The sequence below is a fragment of the Pseudomonas sp. Leaf434 genome, from assembly GCF_001425545.1.
Classification (GTDB): domain Bacteria; phylum Pseudomonadota; class Gammaproteobacteria; order Pseudomonadales; family Pseudomonadaceae; genus Aquipseudomonas; species Aquipseudomonas siliginis.
In genome coordinates, this window is sequence record NZ_LMQZ01000001.1 from 196,600 (window position 1) to 219,613 (window position 23,014).

The 23,014-nt window shown below is 58.9% G+C and carries 20 protein-coding genes; 10 read left to right on the forward strand and 10 right to left on the reverse strand.

The genetic code is table 11. The features are described from left to right. Nucleotides 1-22: 22 nt before the first annotated feature. Nucleotides 23-775, reverse strand: a complete 753-nt coding sequence (cysZ, locus tag ASG55_RS00845; protein ID WP_056786736.1) for a sulfate transporter CysZ — start codon at nucleotides 773-775, stop codon at nucleotides 23-25. A 312-nt stretch (nucleotides 776-1,087) separates the two neighbouring features. Here cysZ and trxB point away from each other — a divergent pair, with 312 nt between their 5' ends. Beyond that, entirely contained in the window at nucleotides 1,088-2,050 is a 963-nt protein-coding gene (trxB, locus tag ASG55_RS00850) for a thioredoxin-disulfide reductase (protein ID WP_016771656.1), read from the forward strand. 191 nt (nucleotides 2,051-2,241) lie between these two features. On the opposite strand, the gene ASG55_RS00855 is transcribed toward trxB, so the two are convergent. The 5 genes from ASG55_RS00855 to ASG55_RS00875 form a co-directional block, all read right to left on the reverse strand. Continuing rightward, nucleotides 2,242-2,580 carry a HopJ type III effector protein gene (locus ASG55_RS00855; protein WP_056782976.1) on the reverse strand — a complete coding sequence of 113 codons (339 nt, stop codon included), beginning with the start codon at nucleotides 2,578-2,580 and terminating at the stop codon, nucleotides 2,242-2,244. Then, on the reverse strand, nucleotides 2,573-2,869 hold the full coding sequence (locus ASG55_RS00860) for a DUF1244 domain-containing protein (RefSeq protein WP_056782977.1): 297 nt from the start codon (nucleotides 2,867-2,869) through the stop codon (nucleotides 2,573-2,575). The genes ASG55_RS00855 and ASG55_RS00860 overlap by 8 nt, the downstream gene beginning before the upstream one ends. Nucleotides 2,870-2,965: 96 nt before the next feature. Beyond that, on the reverse strand, nucleotides 2,966-3,337 hold the full coding sequence (gene folX, locus ASG55_RS00865) for a dihydroneopterin triphosphate 2'-epimerase (RefSeq protein ID WP_016771653.1): 372 nt from the start codon (nucleotides 3,335-3,337) through the stop codon (nucleotides 2,966-2,968). Nucleotides 3,338-3,409: 72 nt separating this feature from the next. Beyond that, nucleotides 3,410-4,120, reverse strand: coding sequence for a dihydromonapterin reductase (folM, locus tag ASG55_RS00870; protein ID WP_041477998.1), 711 nt, complete (start codon nucleotides 4,118-4,120; stop codon nucleotides 3,410-3,412). Between the two features lie 58 nt (nucleotides 4,121-4,178). Further along, nucleotides 4,179-4,748: an antibiotic biosynthesis monooxygenase gene (locus ASG55_RS00875; RefSeq protein WP_041477999.1), complete on the reverse strand. Its 570-nt coding sequence runs from the start codon at nucleotides 4,746-4,748 to the stop codon at nucleotides 4,179-4,181. A gap of 211 nt (nucleotides 4,749-4,959) precedes the next feature. On the opposite strand from ASG55_RS00875, the gene ASG55_RS00880 reads away from it, so the two are divergent. Continuing rightward, nucleotides 4,960-5,919, forward strand: a complete 960-nt coding sequence (locus ASG55_RS00880) for a MerR family transcriptional regulator (protein ID WP_056786739.1) — start codon at nucleotides 4,960-4,962, stop codon at nucleotides 5,917-5,919. Nucleotides 5,920-5,922: 3 nt separating this feature from the next. Here the strand turns inward: ASG55_RS00880 and ASG55_RS00885 are convergent, their stop codons facing one another. Together ASG55_RS00885 and ASG55_RS00890 are read right to left on the reverse strand one after the other, a co-directional pair. Then, entirely contained in the window at nucleotides 5,923-6,528 is a 606-nt protein-coding gene (locus ASG55_RS00885) for a hypothetical protein (protein WP_024011639.1), read from the reverse strand. Nucleotides 6,529-6,582: 54 nt separating this feature from the next. Then, the gene (locus ASG55_RS00890; protein ID WP_024011640.1) at nucleotides 6,583-7,059 is read right to left on the reverse strand and encodes a PAS domain-containing protein; all 477 of its coding nucleotides are present in this window, start codon (nucleotides 7,057-7,059) and stop codon (nucleotides 6,583-6,585) included. 154 nt (nucleotides 7,060-7,213) lie between these two features. On the opposite strand from ASG55_RS00890, the gene ASG55_RS00895 reads away from it, so the two are divergent. The 4 genes from ASG55_RS00895 to ASG55_RS00910 all read left to right on the forward strand — a co-directional run bounded on the left by ASG55_RS00895 (nucleotide 7,214) and on the right by ASG55_RS00910 (nucleotide 10,593). Further along, nucleotides 7,214-7,669 (forward strand): flavodoxin, encoded by a 456-nt coding sequence (locus ASG55_RS00895; protein ID WP_056782981.1) that lies wholly within the window; start codon nucleotides 7,214-7,216, stop codon nucleotides 7,667-7,669. A 175-nt stretch (nucleotides 7,670-7,844) separates the two neighbouring features. Beyond that, entirely contained in the window at nucleotides 7,845-8,627 is a 783-nt protein-coding gene (locus tag ASG55_RS00900) for a class II aldolase/adducin family protein (protein ID WP_056782983.1), read from the forward strand. After that, complete coding sequence (locus ASG55_RS00905; protein WP_041478003.1) at nucleotides 8,627-9,529, forward strand: alpha/beta fold hydrolase; 903 nt, start codon at nucleotides 8,627-8,629, stop codon at nucleotides 9,527-9,529. Before ASG55_RS00900 ends, ASG55_RS00905 begins: the two co-directional genes overlap by 1 nt. A 152-nt stretch (nucleotides 9,530-9,681) precedes the next feature. Further along, nucleotides 9,682-10,593, forward strand: coding sequence for an SDR family oxidoreductase (locus ASG55_RS00910; protein ID WP_056782986.1), 912 nt, complete (start codon nucleotides 9,682-9,684; stop codon nucleotides 10,591-10,593). 256 nt (nucleotides 10,594-10,849) lie between these two features. On the opposite strand, the gene ASG55_RS00920 is transcribed toward ASG55_RS00910, so the two are convergent. Further along, nucleotides 10,850-11,986: an S-type pyocin domain-containing protein gene (locus tag ASG55_RS00920; protein WP_082530249.1), complete on the reverse strand. Its 1,137-nt coding sequence runs from the start codon at nucleotides 11,984-11,986 to the stop codon at nucleotides 10,850-10,852. Nucleotides 11,987-12,633: 647 nt separating this feature from the next. Between ASG55_RS00920 and ASG55_RS00925 the strand changes: the two genes are divergently transcribed. The 4 genes from ASG55_RS00925 to ASG55_RS00940 all read left to right on the forward strand — a co-directional run bounded on the left by ASG55_RS00925 (nucleotide 12,634) and on the right by ASG55_RS00940 (nucleotide 22,127). Continuing rightward, complete coding sequence (locus ASG55_RS00925; protein ID WP_041478005.1) at nucleotides 12,634-14,427, forward strand: DUF1302 domain-containing protein; 1,794 nt, start codon at nucleotides 12,634-12,636, stop codon at nucleotides 14,425-14,427. A 23-nt stretch (nucleotides 14,428-14,450) separates the two neighbouring features. After that, nucleotides 14,451-15,818, forward strand: a complete 1,368-nt coding sequence (locus ASG55_RS00930) for a DUF1329 domain-containing protein (protein ID WP_039759308.1) — start codon at nucleotides 14,451-14,453, stop codon at nucleotides 15,816-15,818. Between the two features lie 138 nt (nucleotides 15,819-15,956). Then, on the forward strand, nucleotides 15,957-18,509 hold the full coding sequence (locus ASG55_RS00935; protein ID WP_056782989.1) for a LuxR C-terminal-related transcriptional regulator: 2,553 nt from the start codon (nucleotides 15,957-15,959) through the stop codon (nucleotides 18,507-18,509). A gap of 153 nt (nucleotides 18,510-18,662) precedes the next feature. Further along, nucleotides 18,663-22,127 (forward strand): dermonecrotic toxin domain-containing protein, encoded by a 3,465-nt coding sequence (locus ASG55_RS00940; RefSeq protein WP_056782990.1) that lies wholly within the window; start codon nucleotides 18,663-18,665, stop codon nucleotides 22,125-22,127. Nucleotides 22,128-22,153: 26 nt separating this feature from the next. On the opposite strand, the gene ASG55_RS00945 is transcribed toward ASG55_RS00940, so the two are convergent. Next, the gene (locus tag ASG55_RS00945; protein ID WP_056782991.1) at nucleotides 22,154-22,933 is read right to left on the reverse strand and encodes an IclR family transcriptional regulator; all 780 of its coding nucleotides are present in this window, start codon (nucleotides 22,931-22,933) and stop codon (nucleotides 22,154-22,156) included. Nucleotides 22,934-23,014: the final 81 nt, after the last annotated feature.

Sequence of the window (23,014 nt, forward strand, 5' to 3'; positions counted from 1 at the left end):
GGATGATGGATTTGTGACGCGGTCAGTGCTGTATCACCAGGTTTTCGGCGCCACGTTCGCGCACCCAGAACAATGTCGCCCCGGCTACCGCCGCCGGCATCATCAGGATGTTGACCACCGGAATGAGCAACACCAGATAGACGATCCCGCCAAAACTCATGCTCTGCCAGCGCTTCTGCCGCAGCCAGGCGAGCATCTCGTTCCAGCCGAGTTTGTGGTTATCCGCCGGGTAGTCGATGTACTGGATGGCCATCATCCACACACCGAACAGCAGCCATAACGGCGCGGCGACGATATTTACCACCGGGATGAACGAAAGGATGAACAGGCCAATGGCGCGCGGCAGGAAGTAGCCGAGCTTGCGCATTTCCCGGGCGAGGGTGCGTGGGACCATCGCGATCAGTTCGCCCCAACTGAACGCCGGGAAATCATCGGTACCGCGCACCACCACTTCGACTTTTTCCGCAAGGAAGCCGTTGAACGGTGCGGCAATGATGTTGGCGAGCATGGTGAAGGTGAAAAACACCATCAAGGCCACCAGGACCACGAACAATGGCCAGAGGATATAGCTGAGGAAACTCAGCCATTCAGGCAACGAGGGCATCAGCGTGTCGACCCACAGGCTGAACTGGTGGCCGGCCAGATAGATCAATCCGACGAACAGCACCAGGTTGATAGCCAGCGGCAACAACACGAACAGGCGCAGGCCAGGGCTCAGGACCAGTTTGAGGCCTTCGCGCAGGTATTGCGGGCCTGACAGAACAGGGGCGGGCATAAGGTGCTCCGAAGCAAGGGAAATCGCGCCGACGTTACCGACTTTGCCCCAGCGGCGAAAGCGCGGCAGAGCAATCGACATTCACTGTAACAAAGAGGTCTATCTCGTCACCGTCTCGGCATAGAGACCACCTATGAGCTGGATTGTTAAACCGTATTTCCTTAATCTTGCCCCCCTCGATACGCTGCACCCAACTTTTTACAGGACTGTCGAGTTCAAGCCTTCCCCAAGGTGTCCACGGTCCTTTTTTATTCCGCCGGCCGTCCGGCGTCCGCGCCAGATTTTTCATGGCCGGCCAACAGGAGCAGATTCATGTCTGAAGTCCGTCATTCGCGAGTGATCATTCTCGGTTCCGGCCCCGCCGGTTACAGCGCTGCGGTCTACGCGGCCCGCGCCAACCTCAAGCCACTGCTGATTACCGGCATGCAGGCCGGCGGTCAACTGACCACCACCACCGAAGTCGACAACTGGCCGGGTGATGTTCATGGCTTGACCGGTCCGGTGTTGATGGAGCGCATGCGCGAGCACGCCGAGCGTTTCGAGACCGAGATCGTTTTCGATCACATCAACGCAGTGGACTTCGCAGCCAAGCCTTACACCCTGACCGGCGACAGCGCCGTCTATACCTGCGATGCGCTGATCATCGCCACGGGTGCCAGCGCCCGTTACCTGGGCCTGCCGTCGGAAGAAGCGTTCATGGGCAAAGGCGTGTCGGCCTGCGCAACCTGCGACGGTTTCTTCTACCGCAACAAGCCGGTCGCCGTGGTTGGCGGTGGCAACACCGCTGTCGAAGAAGCGCTGTACCTGGCCAACATCGCCAGCACCGTGACTCTGATTCACCGTCGCGAAACCTTCCGCGCCGAGAAGATCCTGATCGACAAGCTCAACGCTCGTGTGGCTGAAGGCAAGATCATTCTCAAGTTGAACGCCAACCTGGACGAAGTCCTCGGCGACAACATGGGCGTGACCGGTGCGCGCCTGCGCAACAACGATGGCAGCTTCGACGAGATCAAAGTCGACGGCGTGTTCATCGCCATCGGCCACACCCCGAACACTTCGCTGTTCGAAGGCCAGTTGACGCTGAAAGACGGTTACCTGGTTGTGCAGGGCGGCCGTGAAGGCAATGCGACTGCCACCAGCGTCGAAGGCATCTTCGCTGCCGGTGACGTGGCTGACCACGTTTACCGTCAGGCCATCACCTCGGCCGGCGCCGGTTGCATGGCGGCACTGGACACCGAGCGTTACCTGGACGGCTTGCAGAACGCCACGTTCTAAGACCGCAGGGCATAAAAAAAACCGGCCAGATTGGCCGGTTTTTTTGTGCCCGAGATTCGCAGTCGCCACGCATCCAGTGTGGGAGCGAGCCTGCTCGCGAAAGCGGTGTATCAGTCGACATCAACGTTGAATGTCAGTCCGTCTTCGCGAGCAGGCTCGCTCCCACAGGTGTTATGTGTGGCCGTTGGGGATCAGCGGCGGGTCAAGGGTTGGGCGCTGAATTCAACCCCGGCCAGGCCGTGCTTGATCAACGCGCGGATATTGCCGTGATCGCTGCCCTCGGGCGTCGCCAGCACCGAACGGTAATGCTCGCCGAACGCCAGCAGCGCTTCTTCATCGCTCAAGCCTTCCAGCAGTGCCAGACCCAGGGTCTTGCACGAGCCTTCATTCTGGCCGGCAGCGTTTTCCACGCCGCCGTTGTTGAACGCTTGAGGCTGGTAGTCGTAACCGGCGGCGATGAACGCCAGGGTGTCGGCGAAAACATGCTCGCCACTCTTGAAGCTGGCGCGCAGGGTGTTCAGATCAGTCATTGGGTTTTCCTTTGGCAAACGCTGCTTGCTGCTCGGCGCTGGCTTCTTGCTGGTATTGGGCTTTCCACTCGGCGTAGGGCATGCCGTACACCACTTCGCGGGCGTCATCGAGGCTGACCTCGATCTGACGTTGGTCGGCTTCGGCCTTGTACCATTTCGACAGGCAGTTGCGGCAGAACCCGGCGAGGTTCATCAGGTCGATGTTCTGCACGTCCTTGCGGCTGTCGAGGTGGGCGACCAGTCGGCGAAAGGCGGCGGCTTCGAGTTCCAGGCGTTGTTGATCAGTCATGGGGGGTCTCTTCGAGACAGCTTCAAGCGGCAAGCTTCAAGCTGCAAGATGGGTGTCTGTGAGCAAAGTTTACAGCTTGCGGCTTGAGGCTTGAAGCTAGCGGCTCGCTGCGAGCGTAATCGATACCGATTCGGCGAAGCGCAGCGCGTGGGGCTTGTCGACTTCGACTTCGGCGTACAGCACCGATGCATTGGTCATCACCAGGTCGAGCAATTCCTGGGTCAGGCGTTCGAGCAGGGCGAAGCGGTTGCCTTCGACGTGGGCGATGATCGCTTTGGTGATGGTGCGGTAATTCAGCGCGTGGTCGATGTCGTTGTCACGCACCGCTTCCTGCGCTGCGTACAGAATGGTCAGGTTGATCAGCACATCCTGCTTGTTGAGGATTTCGTCCTCGTTGATGCCGATAAAGGTGCGCAGGCGCAGATCCTTGACCCGGATGCGCGCCATTCCCGGTTGAAGTTGTGGCATTGATTTGCTCCGTCCAGTCTATTGCAGGCGTTCAGGTGGATCTTACTCGACTCGCGGCTGAAGCGGGACGGCCTATTTGACGTGCCGGCCGCCGTTGACGGTCAGGGTCGTGCCGGTGACATAGGGATTGTCGAGCAGATAGCGCAGGCTCTGATAGATCACCTCGCTGCCCGGCTCGATACCCAGCGCGGACTTGGCCAGCGCCTTGCTGCGGTAGGCGGCGTCATCGTCGGGGTTGAACAATAGCAGCGCCGGAGCGATGCCGTTGACCTTAATGGCGGGCGCAAAGCGCGCGGCAAACGACAGGGTCAGACTGTCGAGCCCGGCCTTGCTGGCGCAATAACCGATGTGCTTGCTGCTGCCTTTGCGGGTGACATCGTCGCTGATGTGGATGATGTCGGCAGGCGTCGAGCGCTGCAGCAACTCGGCGCAGTGCAGGTTGATCAGGTAAGGCGCGAGCATGTGAATGTTGAACATGCGATTGAAGGCCTGTGCTTCGCTGCCCTGGGTTTCTGCCAGCCATTCGGAGGCGTTATGCACGACGGCGCGCAAGCTGTCGGTGTGGGCTTTCAGCGCATCGATGAAGGCAAGAATCCCGGCCTCGCTGGAAAAGTCCGCGAACAGCGCTGTCGCACCAAGATCGCGAAGGGCCTGTACGCCCGGTCGCTCGGTGCGGTAAGTGAAAATCAGCGGGTGGCCATCCTCGATCAAGCGCTGCGCGCAGTGCAAACCGACACGCTGGCCGGCGCCGGTGATGAGGATCGGGGCTGCGGAATCTGGCATGGGCGGCTCGCATCGCGGTTGAAGCGAAAACTATAACAGGCTCGCCGCCCGCTGCAGATCAGCGATTCTGCGCCGACGGTGCGCCAGCCAATGGCCGCGTCGGCGTGCTGTTCAACCAGTTCGCCAGCAGACGCGTCGACAACGGGATGAAGAAATACACCATCAGCGGCGTCAGGCACGCCGTGCCGATCAAGATGCGCGGCAACAGGCTCAGCTCAGCGAGCAGCGGGCCGAGGGCAAAGTTGAATATCAGCGACACCGGAAAAAACGCCAGCCAGATCGCCACGGCCTGTTTCCAGCGCGGCGGGCGTTGGCCGGCAGCACCAAACCAGCCTTCAATGCCGCTGACCCGGTGCTCTTTAGGATGTTCGAACAAATCGCTGCCGCGGTTAAGCCAGGCGGTACGCGACGCCGAGTATTCCCACGCGTGCAGGGTCTGCTCATCGACAAAGCGGAAGATAATCTGGAATTCGTTGTCACCGGGCGGTGGCGCGAGGACGCCGGAGCCGAGGTAGCCGGGGAAGTCGGTGGCCAGTTGCTCGCCTTCGCGCAACCAGGCGATAAGATCGTGATAACGGCCATCAGCGACGCGACGCGCTACCATTAGCGTGACGGGGGAAGTAGACATTTTGTATCTCCGTATTTCGAGTGCGTCGCTCCGGGTAAGAGCTTCGCCTGACGCAGGCCGGGGTAGAGACCTGCGCTTTGCAGCAAGCAAGGATTATTCCTGATTTTGTCGATTAAACCAGCCACATTCGTCGTAGATCACTACTTGAAGGTTTCCAGTCCATCATGTTTAAAATGGGATCCAATGAACCGACATGGAAGTTGACCGCCAGATGCCTGTAATCACGGACCCTCGCCCGGCTTCGACAGCACTCGGCACGATCGAGCGCGAAGAGCTGTTTCCCATCCGCGAAGTGGCGCGCCTGACTGGCGTCAACCCGGTGACCCTGCGTGCTTGGGAGCGCCGTTACGGACTCATCCAGCCGACGCGCACCGAAAGCGGGCATCGTTTGTATTCAATGAACGATATCGAGCGCGTGCGCAGCATTGTCGACTGGATCGATCGCGGCGTGGCCGTGAGCAAAGTCGGCAAGATCCTGGCGAAAACAGAGCCTCTGAAGGTGCTGGCAAACTTCATCCCCGATGACCATGTGCAGGCCGATTACAAGCAATGGCAGGAGCAGGTTCAGCAGGCGGTCAGTGCGTTCGACGATCAGCAGCTGGATCGCGTCTACGGGCAGATTTTCTCGTCGTACGCGCTGCCGGTGGTGTTCGAAGCCATTCTGATGCCGTTGTGGCGTCAACTGCTGCAGCGCCAGGACGCTTTCGGGCAAACCAGCGAATGGTTGTTTCTCGACGGATTTCTCAGGGTGCGTGTACTGCAGCGCATTGTCATGTTGCGGGGTGCGCAACCGCGCCGGGTGATTGTCAGCGCGCTCGCGGGGCAGTGCAGAGAGCTTGAGTTGCTGGTCGCGGCGCTGTTTCTCAGCGGCAACGATTCTGGCGTGCGGGTGCTGACCACGGGCCAGCCTTTCGATGAATTGACGCTGGTCTGCGAAAAGGTCAAGCCTGACGCACTTGTGTTGTTTTCCAATCATGCCCCCGGTCCAGAGCTGCCCCGGCGCCTGAATCGTCTGGCACTGAGCCTCGATTGCCAATTGATGTTGGCCGGCGATGCCTCGGAACTGGCCGAAGACAGTCTCGCCGGTTCATCCGTTGCATGTCTGGGGAATGAGGGCGCAACGATGCGTCAACGCATGAAGCAATTCATCGCAGGCAAGCTGGATACCTGAGACTCAGGCGTGCAGGGCGGGGTGGGTCAGGCGATGCTGTTGAAGGATGAACTGGCGCAGGCGCTCGGTTTCGTCGGCATCGGTCTGGCTCAGTTCGTAAGCGAAGAAACCTTGCTCGGTTTCACGCTCGAAATGGCCGCGCAACGAGATGCGCTCATAACCGGAAGGGCTGAACCACAGGGCGAAATGTTTCGGTGGTTTGGTCTTGTTGCGCACTTCCAGCAACACACCTTTGTGCGACACCTCGTGCACCCACAGCGTGCCGGGCTGGCCTTTGGCGTTTTCCAATGCCACCGGCTCCTCGAGTACGAGACGCCATGGGCGCACCATCGGCCCGTCTTCGTAGATGCTCGGCACCCCGAGACGCAGATGCAGTGCGTGGAACTCGTCTTCCACCAGATGCAGCGGGAAAGTCATCTGTTGATTTTCGAAGTTGGCCTGGATCGTCACCTGCTCGTGAGCAGCCAGACGTGTCAGCAGGTCACGGATCTGCGAACCACCATTAACCAGCAGACTCGACGTCGCATCCCGCACGTTCAGTTGCGGGTTGTGCTGCATTGTCTGGATGAAATCCAGCTCGTCCTGGGTGAGGAGGGCGTCGCGCTGCATGGCTAACTCGAAGTGAATAGTTACAAAGTCATTGGTGATTGTAGTTAATGACCGTCAGTTCGCGGTTTTGTTTGCGCCGTTCGTCGCTTTGAGTGCCGCCAGCTCGCTTTGCAGCGCCGCCACTTGAGCTTCGAGCTGCGCAACCCGCTGCTGCGCCTTGACCTGAACCGTCACATCTTTCTGCACACCGATGAAATAGGTCTGCCCGTCATCGGCATTTTTTATCGTCGACAATGACAATTCGTTCCAGAACGGCGTGCCATCCTTGCGATAGTTGCGCAGGATTTCCCGGCAGGAACCGCCTTCACGCAATGTCTCGCGAATCAGTTGCAGACTTGGTTGATCACGGTCTCCAGCCTGCAAAAAACGACAGTCCTGGTAGAGGATTTCCTCACTGCTATAACCGGTCATGCGCTCGAAGGCAGGGTTGACGTAAATAAGGATGTTGTCCTGCTCGCCTTCCTTTTCAGCGACCACGATTCCGTCATTCGACGCATTGATCACCATTTGCAGCAGGCTGGCGTTGATCATCCGAGAATCCCTTCCGTTATGTCAGTGGCAGGCATTCTAGAAGAAAGCCGCGGACTGTCTATAGGCCATCCGCTTGCATTGAGAGCCAATCGCAACTTCGCGGCATGGGCTGTTACTATCGCGGCTCTTTTTTTTCAGTTCCAGGATCAGATTGATGAAAGTCGCCATCCTCTCAGGTTCGGTCTACGGCACCGCCGAAGAAGTCGCCCGCCACGCCCAGAACCTGCTGAAAGCCGCCGGCTTTGAAACCTTCTACAACTCGCGGGCCGCGCTGGCCGATATTCAGGCGTTCGCTCCTGAGGCTCTTTTGGCCGTCACTTCGACCACTGGCATGGGCGAGCTGCCAGACAACCTGCAACCGTTGTATTCGACCCTGCGCGATCAGTTGCCTGCTTCGTTGCGGGGCCTGCCCGGCGCGGTGATTGCCCTCGGTGACGCCAGCTACGGCGACACCTTCTGCGGCGGTGGCGAGCAGATGCGCGAACTGTTTGCCGAACTGGGCGTAAACGAGGTTCAGGAAATGTTGCGCATCGACGCCAGCGAAAGCGTCACGCCGGAAACCGATGCCGAGCCGTGGCTGGCGCAGTTGATCGAAGCGCTCAAGGGCTGATTGCGGGCAATAATCGCTGCACCTTATAAGCGTTGTTGCATTGCAACGGATCCAGGCTGTTTGCCCGGCTGACTCGTTCAGTCATCAAGCTGGCTGCCAATGCAACTACGCGATGCCCTGCGCCTGACTAGACTGCTGACACGAGCAGAACAAGAAGAACGCAGAGGTGCATACAGTGAGCGTAGCCCCCGTCCAATCGTCGCCGAATGTCAAAGATAAGGTCAGCGCTGCCGAGTGGCAGACCCGCGTTGATCTTGCCGCCTGTTACCGTCTGGTCGCGCTGCACGGCTGGGACGATCTGATCTTCACGCATATCTCGGCCAAGGTGCCCGGCACCGAAGATTTCCTGATCAATCCGTTTGGCCTGATGTTCCACGAGATTACCGCCTCAAGCCTGGTGAAAGTCGATCAGGCCGGCAACAAACTCATGGACAGCCCCTACGAAATCAACCCCGCCGGCTATACCATTCACAGCGCCGTCCACGAGGTGCGCCACGATGTGGTTTGTGTGCTGCATACGCACACCGCGTCAGGCGTTGCGGTGTCGGCGCAAAGGCAGGGGGTGTTGCCGATCAGTCAACAGTCGTTGTTCGTGTTGTCGAGCCTGGCCTATCACGCCTACGAGGGCGTGGCCCTGAATCATGAAGAAAAGGCGCGCCTGCAAGCCGATCTTGGCGACAACGGTTTCCTCATGCTGCACAACCACGGTCTGCTCACCTGCGGCGGGACTATCGCCGACACTTTTCTGATGATGTTCACTTTCCAGCGGGCCTGCGACATTCAGGTCATGGCGCAGACTGGAGGGACCGAACTGATCGCCATCGAACCGCAGATTCTCGCCGGCGCCAAAGCGATGATTGCCGGCGTCACCAAGAGCGCGCAGGGCATGGGCGGCGCGCTGGCGTGGCCGGCGCTGCTGCGCAAACTCGACCTGCAGGATCCGGGGTATAAATTCTAATGCCACTTGCCGAGATTCCTTTGTGTGTCTGGCGCAAGCGCAGCCGGACTTTTGTCTTTCGTGGCCAGTCGATCCGCTACTGGACAGTCGGGCAGGGTGAACCGTTGCTGTTGATTCACGGTTTCCCCACCGCCAGTTGGGATTGGCATTACCTGTGGCAGCCACTGGCCCAGCGTTATCAGGTGATCGCCTGCGATATGCTCGGTTTCGGCGATTCGGCAAAACCGCGCAATCACACCTATAGCCTGCTGGAACAGGCCGATCTGCAACAGGCGCTGCTCGCCCATCTGCAGGTTGAACAAGCGGTGCATATTCTTGCCCACGACTATGGCGACAGCGTTGCTCAGGAACTGCTCGCGCGGCACTACGAAAAGCGCATTGAAGTGGCCAGTTGCGTATTCCTTAATGGCGGTCTGTTTCCGGAAACTCATCGTCCACTGCTGATGCAGAAACTGCTGCTCAGTCCGATTGGCTGGCTGCTTGGTCGCGCATTCAGTCGTGAGGCGTTGGTCAAAGGTTTCCGGCAGATCTTCGGCCCGCAGACCCAGCCGACTGAAAGCGAACTGGATGATTACTGGAGTCTGGTCGACAGCAACCATGGCCCGCGCATCCTGCATAAATTGATCACTTATATCCCCGAGCGCCGGATGCAACGTGAGCGCTGGGTGACGGCCATGCAGCAGGGTGACATTCCCTTGCGGGTGATCGACGGCGCATTTGACCCGATCTCCGGCGTGCACATGGTCGAGCGATATCGCGAACTGATCCCTGATGCAGACACCGTGCTCTTACCCGGCATCGGCCACTATCCGCAAACCGAGGCGCCGGTGCTGGTACTCAAGCACTATCTGGCGTTCCGCGATCGTCTGGTATTGCCTCCGCGCAAAGTGGCGTACTCCTGATTCTCGCCGAGAGCACGGGCTCTCGGCGTCCTGACACTCGATCATCCCTCAGCCTTATCGCGCACCATTCAGCCGCAGCCGTGTTCGTTGTGACCCAAAGCGCCGTGCCTGACACTCGGGGCAATATCCCTTGGCCTGCTGGAGTTGCCGCGATGAATGAACCTGTGCGTTTCGAAGATAAAGTCGTGATAGTGACCGGCGCCGGTGGCGGCCTCGGTCGTGCGCATGCGCTGCTGTTCGCCAGACAGGGCGCCAAAGTGCTGGTCAACGATCTCGGTGGCTCGACGCAGGGCGAGGGCGCCAACGCTTCGGCTGCCGACCGCGTAGTGGCGGAAATCCGTGAGGCCGGCGGTATTGCCGAAGCCAACCACGACTCGGTGACTGACGGCGACAAACTGGTACAGAACGCCCTTGATGCCTTCGGCCGCGTCGACGTCGTAGTCAACAACGCCGGGATCCTGCGCGACAAGTCGTTTCACAAGATGGACGACGCCGACTGGGATCTGGTCTATCGCGTCCACGTCGAAGGCGCCTACAAGGTTACCCGTGCCGCCTGGCCGCATCTGCGCGAGCAAAATTACGGCCGCGTGATTTTCACTGCGTCGACTTCAGGCATCTATGGCAATTTCGGTCAGTCCAACTACGGCATGGCCAAACTCGGGCTTTACGGGTTGACCCGAACGCTGGCGATCGAAGGACGCAAGAACAACATTCTGGTCAACGCCATCGCCCCGACCGGCGGCACGCGCATGACCGAGGGCCTGATCCCGCCGCAAGTATTCGAGCAACTGAAGCCGGAACTGGTCAGCCCGCTGGTGGTGTATCTGGCCAGCGAGCAATGCCAGGAAACGTCCGGCCTGTTCGAGGTCGGCGGCGGCTGGATGGGCAAGGTGCGCTGGGAACGCAGCCTCGGTGCCGGCTTCGATCCGCGCGAGGGGTTCTCGCCAGAGGATGTGGCGGCGCACTGGCAGCAGATTTGTGATTTCGAAGGCGCGGCGCATCCGAAGGACAATATTGAAGCATTGAAGGAAATGATGGCGAATTTGCAGAAGTATTCGATTTGAAGGTAACGAAGCCACCAGCCTTCGCGGCTGGTGGCTCCAGTTTTCAAATGTATCTTTGTTCTGTCATGAACTTGGGCGGCTGCCAGTTAGGTCCTTTGATAGCTAGGCCCTTTTTACCCCTCCAGCAAAATCCCGGCAGCGGAGAGCCGAGCGTACGATGCTTCCAAGGTCCCATACTCGTTGATCAGGTCTCGATTGTGGCGTCTGATCATCATGTCCAGATGTGGCGTTGCCTGAAGTAACGCGAACACAGTGACTATGTCATTTCATCTCCAGTCTCGTCTGGGTTGAAACCACGCCCGCTGTGCTTTCCCTTTTCGGTTGCTCCCTCATAAGGACTGCTGAACACCACATAAAGCGGCTCTATCCCCGAATCGGCTGGAAAAACGATGATGAATCGATCCCAGCGTTCGACCAGGATCGGGTTCAGATCCAGCCGCCCTTCAATCGGAACAACGGAAGCGCCGGAATAGGCGGGCGAACCGGTATCCACTATTGGCAAGGCGGTCGATTGGTCTCCCGGCGAGATAGCCGGAGTCCAGGTCAGCAAGTCGGTGGGCGAGTTCGATAGCGCGACCTGGTATGCGTCGTTGAGCAAATCGTATGCGGCATTGAGGACCATCACACTTGAGCGAATATGGAAGTCATCACTCGTAGCGACGAACACTTGCGTGCCAGCCCCGAGTCGCCTGATCCCTAGCCCGACCTGCATCTCCAAAGTGCCCTGCCGGTCTGCGATTTCACGCAGCGACTCGGCCGGCTCGGACGACAACTCGGCCAGTGGAACGCTCATGGCGAAGCGTTCGCCGTTGCCCAGAGGTGACGGCATCAACAGCGCTGCGAATCCCATCAGTACCGGACTGCCGAACAGCGCCGTGCCCGTCGCTGTCAGGGTCGCTTTTGCCGTACGTAACGCATTGAGTATTCCCGCCGAGGTGGCCGGGCTGAGCGGGACGGCTGTCGAAGCGAAAGAAGCGGCCGGGCCGTTGCGGGCCACTGCTCCATAAGCCGGAAAGACATGCTTGCGTTTCTCCTGTAACCGAGCCTGTTCTGCCGCATTGGCCAGCGCCGCTGCTTCAGCTTTGGCTTGTGCCTCGGCCTGGGCGATTTTCAACGCAGCCAGCCGCTCTTTCTCCCGAGCTTCAGCCTCAGCATTCAGGCGCGCGGTCTCAGCCGCCAGTCGAGCCTGTTCGGTATCCCGACGCTGTTTCTCCGCCAACGCGGCCAGACGCGCCTGTTCGCGTACGCGGATTTCTTCCTGCTCCCGGCGCACCCCTTCGGCAATGTCACGCTGGCGCGGATCCAGTTCTAACGGTGGAGGCTTTGGCATATTCATATCCTTTTGAATGTGCGTTTTCACTCGCTCGAAAGTGCGCACGGGTGGCGATGACATCCGTGTCACCAGCGAATGGTTGAGGTGTTTCAAGTTACATCAGAGTGGCGGTAATCAAATCCGAGAAGCCCGTCGGTAAAAGGGCGTTATGTCGAAAGGGTTTTCGCGGGTTTTCATCGATGCAGAGGGAATTCGTCCGAGCTTCGAAGAAATGTCTGACGCGCTGATCGGAAGCGCTCCCGAACCGCTAACCAGCCTTTTTAAACGCCCATAAAAAAGGCCGCTGCAAACGCAGCGGCCAAGGTAAGACGTTGGATCAAGGAGCTACAAATCAACGTCAGTGAACACCGGGGCGGTAAACCGAAAACATCGATTTATCCAGAATCTGTAGCCAGTCGCTCGCGATTCAGCGTGGCGAGCTTGGCGCTTTGCGGCGTGTGCCGAGGAAAGCGCGCTCAGAATAAGGTCTCAAGCCTGTAGGAAAAATACCGATTCCAGACATGCACTGTTACGGGGCGCGCAACAGTGGCGTGCGCATGGATGGCGCTGATGACGCGCTATCCAGCCAGTCCATGAACCGCCCCAGGCCCCGCCGTACAAGGCCATTCATCCTTTCGAGCGACAACGCAAATACCTCCTTGGTGCGCTTATCGACCGCTTCACCCGGCAGTAGGGTGGGGCCTTCTGTCACTCACCGGGGAAGACGCATGACAAAAACAACAATGCGCGCCATCTTCACACCGCAGGCGCTGGCCGCTGCGGTGGCTCTGGGTTGCTGCGCCCAGGCGCACGCGGTCGCCTTCAACATCGGCGAAATCGAAGGCACCTTCGACTCGTCACTTTCGGTCGGCGCGAGCTGGGGCCTGCGCGATGCCGACAACTCGCTGGTCGGCACGGTCAATGGCGGCAGCGGACAATCGTCCACCGGTGATGACGGGCGCCTGAATTTCAAGAAGGGCGAAACCTTTTCGAAGATCTTCAAGGGCATCCATGACCTCGAACTGAAGTACGGCGATACCGGCGTGTTCGTGCGGGGCAAATACTGGTACGACTTCGAACTCAAGGACGAAGACCGCGAGTTCAAACAGATCAGCGACAGCGGCCGCAAGGAAGGCGCCAAGTCTTCCGGCGCGCAGATCCTCGATGCCTTCGTTTATCACAACTACGCCATCGCCGATTTGCCCGGCACTGTGCGGGCCGGCAAGCAGGTGGTGAGCTGGGGCGAAAGTACCTTCATCGGCAACTCGATCAACAGCATCAACCCGGTCGACGTCTCGGCATTCCGCCGTCCCGGTGCGGAGATCAAGGAAGGCCTGATTCCGGTGAACATGCTGTTTGGTTCGCAGAGCCTGACCGACAAACTTTCGGTCGAAGGCTTCTACCAACTGGAGTGGGACCAGACCGTTCTCGACAACTGCGGCACCTTCTTCGGCGTCGACGTGGCGGCGGACGGTTGCAACAACGGCTACACCGTCGGCAGCCCAGCGGTGGCGCCACTGGTGCCGCTGACCACCGCATTCGGCCAAGGCATTCAGGTCACCCGCGAAGGCGTGGTGATCCCCCGTGGCGGTGATCGCGATGCGCGCGATTCCGGGCAGTGGGGCACGGCGCTGCGCTGGCTCGGCGACGACACTGAGTACGGCCTCTACTTCATGAACTACCACAGCCGTACGCCGACGGTCGGCACCACCACGGCGGGGCTGTCGACACTGGCGGCGTTGCCAGGCATGGTCGGCATTGCCAACGGACTCGCGCCCGGCAGTGGTGCGGGGCTGGCGCAAAGCGTGATGCTCGGGCGCGGTCAGTATTACCTCGAATATCCGGAAGACATTCGCCTGTACGGCGCGAGTTTCTCAACCACTCTTCCGACGGGCACCGCATGGACCGGCGAGATCAGCTACCGGCCGAACGCGCCGGTGCAGGTCAACACCAACGATCTCACCCTGGCGTTGGTCAACCCGATTGCCGGCGGCACCGCATCGCCACTCGCCACTTCGCCGGGTGCCGACAACAAAGGCTACCGGCGCAAGGAAGTCACGCAGATCCAAAGCACCCTCACACACTTCTTCGATCAGGTGCTCGGCGCCGAACGCCTGACCGTGGTCGGCGAAGCGGCGGTGGTGCATGTCGGTGGTCTGGAGTCACGCAGTGAGCTGCGTTATGGCCGTGATTCGGTCTACGGCCAGTATGGTTTCGGCGGCGATACCGACGGCTTCGTTACCTCGACTTCGTGGGGCTATCGCGCCCGGGCGATTCTCGATTACGCCAACGTCATCGGCGGGATCAACCTCAAACCCAACCTGTCGTGGTCGCACGACGTCGCCGGTTACGGCCCCAACGGACTGTTCAACGAAGGTGCGAAAGCCATCAGCTTCGGCGTCGATGCCGACTACCGCAACACCTACACCGCAAGCCTGAGTTACACCGACTTTTTCGGTGGCGACTACAACGTCCTCGAAGACCGTGACTTCGTGGCCCTGAGCTTCGGCGTGAACTTCTGATCTGCCCGAGAAGGATGACTGCAATGCGCAAAACGATTCTGCAATGTGGCGTGCTGGCCTTGAGTCTGCTGGCCGCCAACGTGATGGCGGCGGTGTCGCCGGATGAAGCGAACAAGCTCGGCACCAGCCTGACCCCGCTTGGCGCCGAGAAGGCCGGCAATGCGGACGGATCGATTCCGGCCTGGACCGGCGGCATCCCGAAAAACGCCGGTGCGGTGGACAGCAAGGGCTTCCTCGCCGACCCGTTTGCCAACGAAAAACCGCTGTTCACCATCACCGCCGCGAACGTCGAGCAGTACAAAAGCAAACTCTCCGATGGCCAGGTGGCGATGTTCAAGCGCTACCCGGAAACCTACAAGATCCCGGTCTACCCGACCCACCGCACCGTGGGCGCGCCGGCGGAAATCTACGAGTCGGCCAAGCGCAGTGCGCTGAACGTCAACGCGATCAATGACGGCAACGGCCTGGCCAATTTCACTGGCAATCGTTACTACGCCTTCCCGATTCCGAAGAACGGCGTCGAGGTGCTGTGGAACCACATCACCCGTTATCACGGTGGCAATCTGCGGCGGATCATTACCCAGGTCACGCCGCAGACCAACGGCAGCTACACGCCGATCCGCTTCGAAGAAGAGATCGCCGTGCCGCAACTGATGAAAGACATCGACCCGGAAAAAGCCGCCAACGTGCTGACCTTCTTCAAGCAATCGGTGACCGCTCCGGCGCGGCTGGCCGGTAACGTGCTGCTGGTGCACGAAACTCTCGATCAGGTGAAGGAACCGCGTCTGGCGTGGATCTACAACGCCGGTCAACGCCGGGTCCGGCGCGCGCCGCAAGTGGCCTATGACGGTCCGGGTACAGCAGCCGATGGCCTGAGGACTTCCGACAACTTCGACATGTTCTCCGGCGCGCCGGATCGCTATGACTGGAAACTGGTCGGCAAGAAGGAAATGTACATTCCCTACAACAGCTACAAGCTCGACTCGCCGAAGCTCAAGTACGACGACATCGTCAAGGCCGGGCACATCAATCAGGACCTGACCCGTTACGAACTGCACCGTGTCTGGGAAGTGATCGGCACGGTGAAACCGAACGAGCGGCACATCTACGCCAAGCGCCACATGTACATCGACGAGGACAGCTGGCAAGTGGCGCTGGCCGATCATTACGACGGTCGCGGGCAACTGTGGCGCGTTGCCGAAGGTCACGCGCAGTACTACTACGATCATCAGGCTCAGGCTTACACGCTGGAAGCGCTCTACGACATCATTGCCGGCCGCTACATTGCGTTGGGCATGAAGAACGAAGAGAAGCACAGCTTCGAATTCGGTTTTGAAGCCAAGGCTGCCGATTACACACCTTCGGCCCTGCGCGCCGAGGGCGTGCGCTAACGGCTCTGCTGTACCGCTGGACAAAAGGCGACCGCACGGTCGCCTTTTTTATGGCCATCAATCAGCGTGCTGAATACTCGTCAACAAGGGCGCGGGAGAGGGCTAGGGTGAGCGCACAACGATAAGAAGGCTCACCCGATGACCGCCATGACCCCGTGCCTGGATCGACCCGGATTTTTGCCCAGGCTTTCTTCACATCATCAGCCTCGCAGTCGCTTGACTGCGCCTTTGCTGACATCGAACGCACGGGTCAGGCTGTTGTGCGCGCCGGCAGGCAGTGGCAAAACCGCACTGCTCACCGAATGTCTTCTTCAGGTGCGCGCGGAGTGCGAGGCCATCTGGCTGCCGCTGGCGGGAGCAGCGCTCAGCGCCGATGAATTTTGCCGGCGTCTGACGCGGGCGCTCGGGCTGGTCGAAGGCCTTGATGATACGCAGCTGATGGCGGAGCTGGCCCATTGGTCGAGGCCGACGTCGCTGTTCATCGACGATTACAGTCGGCTGCCGGATCCGGCTGTGGATGCTCTGCTGGATCGCTTGCTGGCGGTCAGCAGCCCGGCGCTCACCTGGTGGATCAGCACTCGCCGCCGGCCGCAGTGCAACTGGCCGCGCCTGTTGCTCGATGACGAACTCTACGAATTCGAGAGTGCCAGCCTGGCGCTGACTCACGATGAAGTTGTATCGGTGTTGCACCATTTGCCGCCTGACCAGGCGGACCGCGTCGCCACCCGTATCATCCAGCGTACTGGCGGTTGGTGCGCGGGGGCGCGCATGGCGCTCCTGCAGAAATGCGACTGGTCGCAAAACCTGCAACCGCAGCAGCGTGTCGACACTCTGCTCGATTATCTGCAGCACGAACTGTTCAGCAACCTGACGCCGGAGCAGGATGAGGCATGGCGTGTGCTGGCTCACCTGCCACGGTTCAATGCGCCGCTTTGCGAGCATTTGTTCGGCGCCGGCGAAGGCGCGCGGCTGCTGCACGATCTGCAGGTGTTGGGCTGCTTTATCGAGCCATGGCAGCAATCCGCTGACTGGCTCCAGGTGTTCCGCCCGCTGTCGCGAATCATCCAGGAGTCGCACTGGCCGTGTGCGCGTTCCTGGCACCGGCGCGCCTGTCAGTGGTTCAGCGCGACGCAGGATTGGCGAGCGGCGTTCGAGCAAGCGTTGTTGGCCGAGGAATACGAAACTGCCGTCAGCCTGTTGCAGCATTTCGGCTTCGAAGACTTGTTCGAAGACCAGACCGTCGTCCTGCTGTTGCGTTTGCACGAGCAGCAAAGCCAGCAGCTGACCCTGATGACACCACAGCTGATCGTGCTGGTCACGGGCGCCTTATTGTTTGCCGGCCGGTTCGAACAGGCCGGGCAATGCCTGGCTCATCTCGGCCGCTTCATGCCGCAGCCGACAGCGCAACTGGAGCAGCAACTGCTGGCCCGCTGGCAGGCGCAACAGGGATGGCTGTTTCACCTGCAAGGGCAAATGGAGCCGGCACGCGCCTGCTTTCAGGAGGCTTTGTCTGCGCTGGCTGACGATGCCTGGCAGGCGCGTTTGATGTGCCTGTCGGGACTGACCCAGCAGGCGTTACTGTGCGGCGAGCTGGATCAGGCCCATGCCCTCAACCGCGAAGCGCTGTGCCTGGCGCGTGCTCACGGCTCCTTGCTGTTCGAAGGCTTGCTTGAGCTTGACCATGCGCAATGGCTCGAGCAGCGGGGCGCGCCTTTGCGTGCCGAAAGCCTGCTGGTGGAGATCGAGCACTTGCTGCGCCAGCGCGCCACGCTGCCCTTGCCACTGCTCGGCCGGATTGCCCTGCGGCGCGGACGACTGGCGCTGTGCATGGGCCTTGAAGAGCAGGCTGCGCAGTTGTTCAGCGAAGGCCTTGAAGATTGCTTGCGCAGCCACGACAAGCGGGTCTTGTATGGTTATCTGGGGCAGGCGCAACTGGCCGGCAATCGCGGCGATTATGCCTGCGCTTTCGAACGCCTGCGCGAGGCCGAAAGGGTCATGCAGCAGCGGCAGATTCCCGATACGGTCTATCGCGGTGTTGTGTTGCAGGTGAGCAGCCAGTTCTGGTTGCAGCAGGGCCGACCGCATCTTGCGCAAGAAGCGTTGAGCCGACTGTTACGGCATTACCGGGGACCTTCGGCGTTGCAGGCGCCACCCGCGACGTTCGAACTGATTATTCGCATCGAATACCTGCTGGCCTGCGCGAATGCGCAATCGGTCCCGGACGAAAGCGCTCTGCCAACCATTGAGCGATTGTTGAAGCGCGCTCAGGCCAAAGGCATGTTGGCGGCGGAAACGGAGCTGTTGCTGGCCTTCGCCCAGTTGGCCGAGGCGCACGGTGACACGGTAGCGGCGCAGCAAGCGTTCCAGCGAGCCGCAACGCTGGCGGAGCGTTGCCGATTGCAGCAAGCCGTGCGCGAGTGGGAATTACGCCGAGGTAGCCTCACTGGGTCTGGCAAGGAGGTTTCTGCCTGGCCACGGGAAAACGATGATCAGGCGCCTGGCCTCAGTCGGCGCGAACGCGAAGTGCTGATGTTGATTGCTCAAGGGGCTTCTAATCAGCAAGTTGCCGAGCAACTGTTTATTTCATTACATACAGTAAAAACCCATGCGAGGAGGATTAACGGTAAGTTGGGTGTAGAACGCAGAACCCAGGCTGTGGCGAAAGCCAAGTTGATGGGGATACTGGTTTAGTTTTGTAAATTTCAGTAGCACAACATGGTGTTCGTTGTTGGGTGGCATGTTTTGTAATTTGTTCGAGCTTCATGTCGGCTGAAAAAGAAACTACCTTGCAATTATCGGCGGTGGCTGCACTTGCAGCTCTGGATAATCAAGTAAGGAAAGTTTGTGGCCAAGTTATATAAAAGTTTGATGCGTGGTTCTTTCGGTGAGCAGGTTACCTGGCCGGAAGAGTGGGAAAAGGCAACACAGGCTAAAACAGATCTGTTCAAGATCATCGACGCCATGCCGAGCGTGCTGGATATTCTGCGCAACATGCTTGAAGGTGAATTGAAGCGTCTGGGCAAAACAGTTGATATCGACAAGGTCTATATCAATACGGATCCTGCTTTCCCTGCCGATGAAAATCGGCCATCAGGCACTCTTTGGGAGGTAACGGTTCATTGTCTGAATAACCATATAAGTCCTGCATATATTATGGGTGGCGATGGGGTTTTTGTTCTGCCGGATACGTTCAGTGAGCAATTCAAAGTCAAGGTGCTCAATACCATTGTTGTTGAAGATCTGATCGCTGCTGTAACTGCCGGACTGGAAAAAACATTGCGAGCCGAGATCGCAAAGTTCTGGGCTGCGCCAGCGAAACCCGTCCATGCCGATAATGCACCGCTGTCGAACAAACAGGCTTTCATCATGGCCTATGCCGTGGTCACCGGTGCAGAGATGTCGCTGTCGGTCATGGCCAACAATTTCGATGCCCGATTGGGCGAGCGATTCGCTCATCTGCTGGAAGCAGATGCCGGTCGCGCAGCGTTTGAAGTCAACCTGCAACCGGCACAGGATTATCTTCTGGTGCGCCAGCCCTGTTTCGTTCTGGACAACGCCGAGCGTGCGGTCGCAGAGATGCAACTGGTCAACGAGTCGACTTCCTATCTGCTGCACACGCCGGAAAACGGCTTTGAGTTCTTTGAACGAAATACCGATTTGCACAGCAAACTTCAGCAGAGACTTTCCCTGCGTAGCGAGCAGATCAGTTATCCGAAAGCCACGCAAAGTCCTCATGCGTTTTGTGCAGAGGCTCACCTCAAAGGTCAGCTTGAAAGCGTGGCAACCTTGATCAGTGGCCGGGTACAACTGGAAAAACCGCTGACCTCCATGCTTCAGGAGAATCAACGCCTGCATGTGCTGCGTTACGGCATCGACACCCGTTTCTATCTGCTCTGGGCGGCACTGAAGCGCACCGACTGGCCGCTTTGGCTGCATGCCGCTGGTAGCGATGTTCAACAACGTTATAGCGAGCTTGAAGAATCCAAAGACCAGTATGAGGCTGCATATTCGAGCGCGTTCGATACGTGTTTTTCTTTCAAGGACTATGTGCTGCGCACGTTCGCCGCATGGGCGCAGAGGGCCTTTGACGAACGTCTGGATCCAGAAGCGATCAGTGTCCATAGCTCGTACACTTTGCAGATTGCCGGACGGACCATCGAACAGGAAGAAACCCGGACGCTGACGGAGTTTCTTGTTTTCGGTCTGCACGACAATGGTTACAAAGCGACTCTGACCATCATCGGCGCTCCCGACGGAAGTCGGCTGACGGCAGTAGCGCTCGAGCAGTGGCTGGAAAATCGTAATCTGCGCCTGGAGTTTACCGGCAGTCTTGCATACTCGCCGTCGGTTGCTTGGCAGGAGGCCTATCGCAACTATCTCTTCAGCCAGATGGAGTTTGCAGTTTTTGTAGCTCGCCAGTCCGGGAAGCTGGATTCCACCGATGCGAACATCATCGCGCGAGCCATGGCCAACGACCCTGCGGTGACTATTCAGGGCTTGAAAATCAGGCTGCAAGTCCCAGCATTGAAAGATGTTCTGATGATTTCGGCCAAAGAATACGCACCGTCGCTGATGTTGGTCAAAACAGCTGACGGGCAATTCGAACTGCAGAAATTTTCCGATATCTACGCGGCGAACCGCTGGCTGGAGTCGGCATTGTCGGCGGATCGTGAATACGCCGCATTGGTGATCCATCCCGACTACCTGCACGAGGCGGGTGAGTTGCTTGGCAGCGCTGGTACTCAACTGAGCTACCGCTACACGCTTGATAGCCGGCCGGTCGATCTTTATCTGAACGCCAAGGCACCTTTGGCGGACTACGTAAATGTCGCCTACCGAGCCGAAGTTGCGCTGCACAAGGCCATTGCACCGGCAGCTTATCGGGCGCTTGGCATTGAGGGGCGCAAGCGCTATTCGCGTCTGACAACCGAACTCAAGGCGCTGTCCACGGTTGATGCAAGAGACAATGGTTTTCCGACATTCGAGCAGTTCACCTATGACGCGGTGAAAGCCCAGATAGAAGACCTGTTGCGTTCGCGCGGCAGCAACATTTCGGTCAATCCCGACCAGATCATTATTCAGACCGAAGAGTTTCGTAAGAGCGTTACCGACGTCTTGCTTGAGGGACTCGCTTTCGAAGCGGATCATCCGGCCTATGAAACCAAGTACAGCCCCAAATATTACTTGGTGAATGGACATCCCCTCGTTGAAAAACTGGATATCCGGGATTTGTCTTCGCTATCGAAAACCTTCCGCCCTGGTGACCGATACAGCGCGATGCTGGAAGAGCAATATCTGAACAAGGCTCATCCTGATCACGCTTTCAAGCGCGCGGTACACGCCCGGAAAATCCGCTGTGAGATGTATCGCAATGCGTTTGCCGATTTCACCAACGGCAGATTATCGACAGAGTCTTTCTCTGCTGTCCAAGGGGTCATCGATAACCTGAAAGAGAGTGGCGGTTATCAGTCGGTAGGGACCAGCACCGCCGAAGGTGATATCGGGCTGTACAAATTCAATATTGGCGCGCTGGGTCTGACGACTCCTGGGGACCGCGCGGTTGGCGGCGTTTATATTTTTCGACTGAAGTTGTCGTCAGGTTTCTTCGACTTGCTCTATACGCCTGACGCACCGGATCAAGTCAACTTCCGACCGATCGCTGAGTTCATTCCTTCGATTCGTTTTCGAAAAGGCCCATTCAGGAGCTATTACAGCGAGCGGATACTGCTGGTTGACCAGAAAGTGACCAATGACTACTTCGATAATCTGGTCGCAACGGTTGATACCCGACCGGTCATTCGCACACAGCAGCGTTCGTTACTGCCCGATCTGTTCACTTTCCATGACGAGCGAGTGCGCCGTGTATTGAGTGACATCGACGAACGTACCACCAGTCTCAACGAAATAATCGCCAGTGTGGTTTATGAAAATCTGTTGAAGGCCGCAAACATTGTCAGCCTGCTGGTGCCACCCGTAGGCACTGTGGTGGTGGCTGTGCAGGTGATGAAAAGCATCTACGACGCGTCGCAGTCGCACCGACGCGGTGATTATTCCGCCGCGCTGGGGCATGTGCAGGATGTATTGAGCGGACTGCTGACATTGGGTCAGGCTGCAGCGGCGGGGGCGCCGGCTAAAGAACTTACCCGTGCGCAACGCTCGTTTCTCAGTCTGTTTGAAGACGCCCGCACGGTCGCGGAGCTGGTTACGTATTACACCGGCCATGAAGACCCCGCCGATGAACTGATCGGGTTCTTCAAGTCACTGATGCAAGAGGCTGAGTCTGCATTAAGCAAGACCACGGTTCGCTGAGCCGTTTCGAGCGCTCATAGTCTGATTTATCTTTCGTAACCCATGCGCCAACTCACGGCCCGGGTCGCAGCCAACAACCGCTGCGCCGCCGGGCCGTTTTCGTCGGCGTGGAACAGTGAGGTCGGGCCGACGATGGTCAGCACCGCAGCGATCTGGCCGACCGCGTTGAACACTGGCGCAGAAAGCGCATCCACACCCGGCATCAACAAACCATGCACGTGATGCAGACCGCGTTCGCGGATCTGTTCACACAGCGCTGCATAGGCTTTTTCGTCCTTGAGGGGATGCTTCTCGACAGCGATCTCCTGCTCGCGCAATTCATCGGTTTCCCGGTGCGGCAGGTAAGCGCTGAACACCAGCCCGGTGGACGAGCTGAGCAGTGGCAGCACCGAACCCAACTGCGTCACCACCGTCACCGCGCGCACCGCCGGTTCAATGTGCACGACGGTTGCGCCCTGATTGCCCCACACCGCGAGAAAGCAGGTTTCGTTGAGTTCATCGCGCAGCTCGGACAGCGGCAGGGCGGCAACTTTCAGCACGTCCATGCTGTTGAGCGCGGCCAGGCCCACGCGCAGTGCTTCGCGACCGAGGCCGTAATGGTTGGTGGCGGTGTTCTGTTCGGCAAATCCGGAGGCTATCAACGCCTGCAGATAGCGATGCACCTTGCTTGCCGGCATCTGCACATGTTCGGCCAGACGCGACAGCGAAGTCGACGGTGACAACTCGGCCAAAGCCTTGAGGATGTCGGTGCCGACTTCGGCGGAGCGGACTTTCTGTTTGCCGTTGCTGTCGCTGGTTTTTTCCATGGGGATGGCGGTTCCGGTTCGAATGGGCGTCTTTATAGCTTGACGCTGGATAGCGAGCAAATTACGTTATGCGTAATCAGA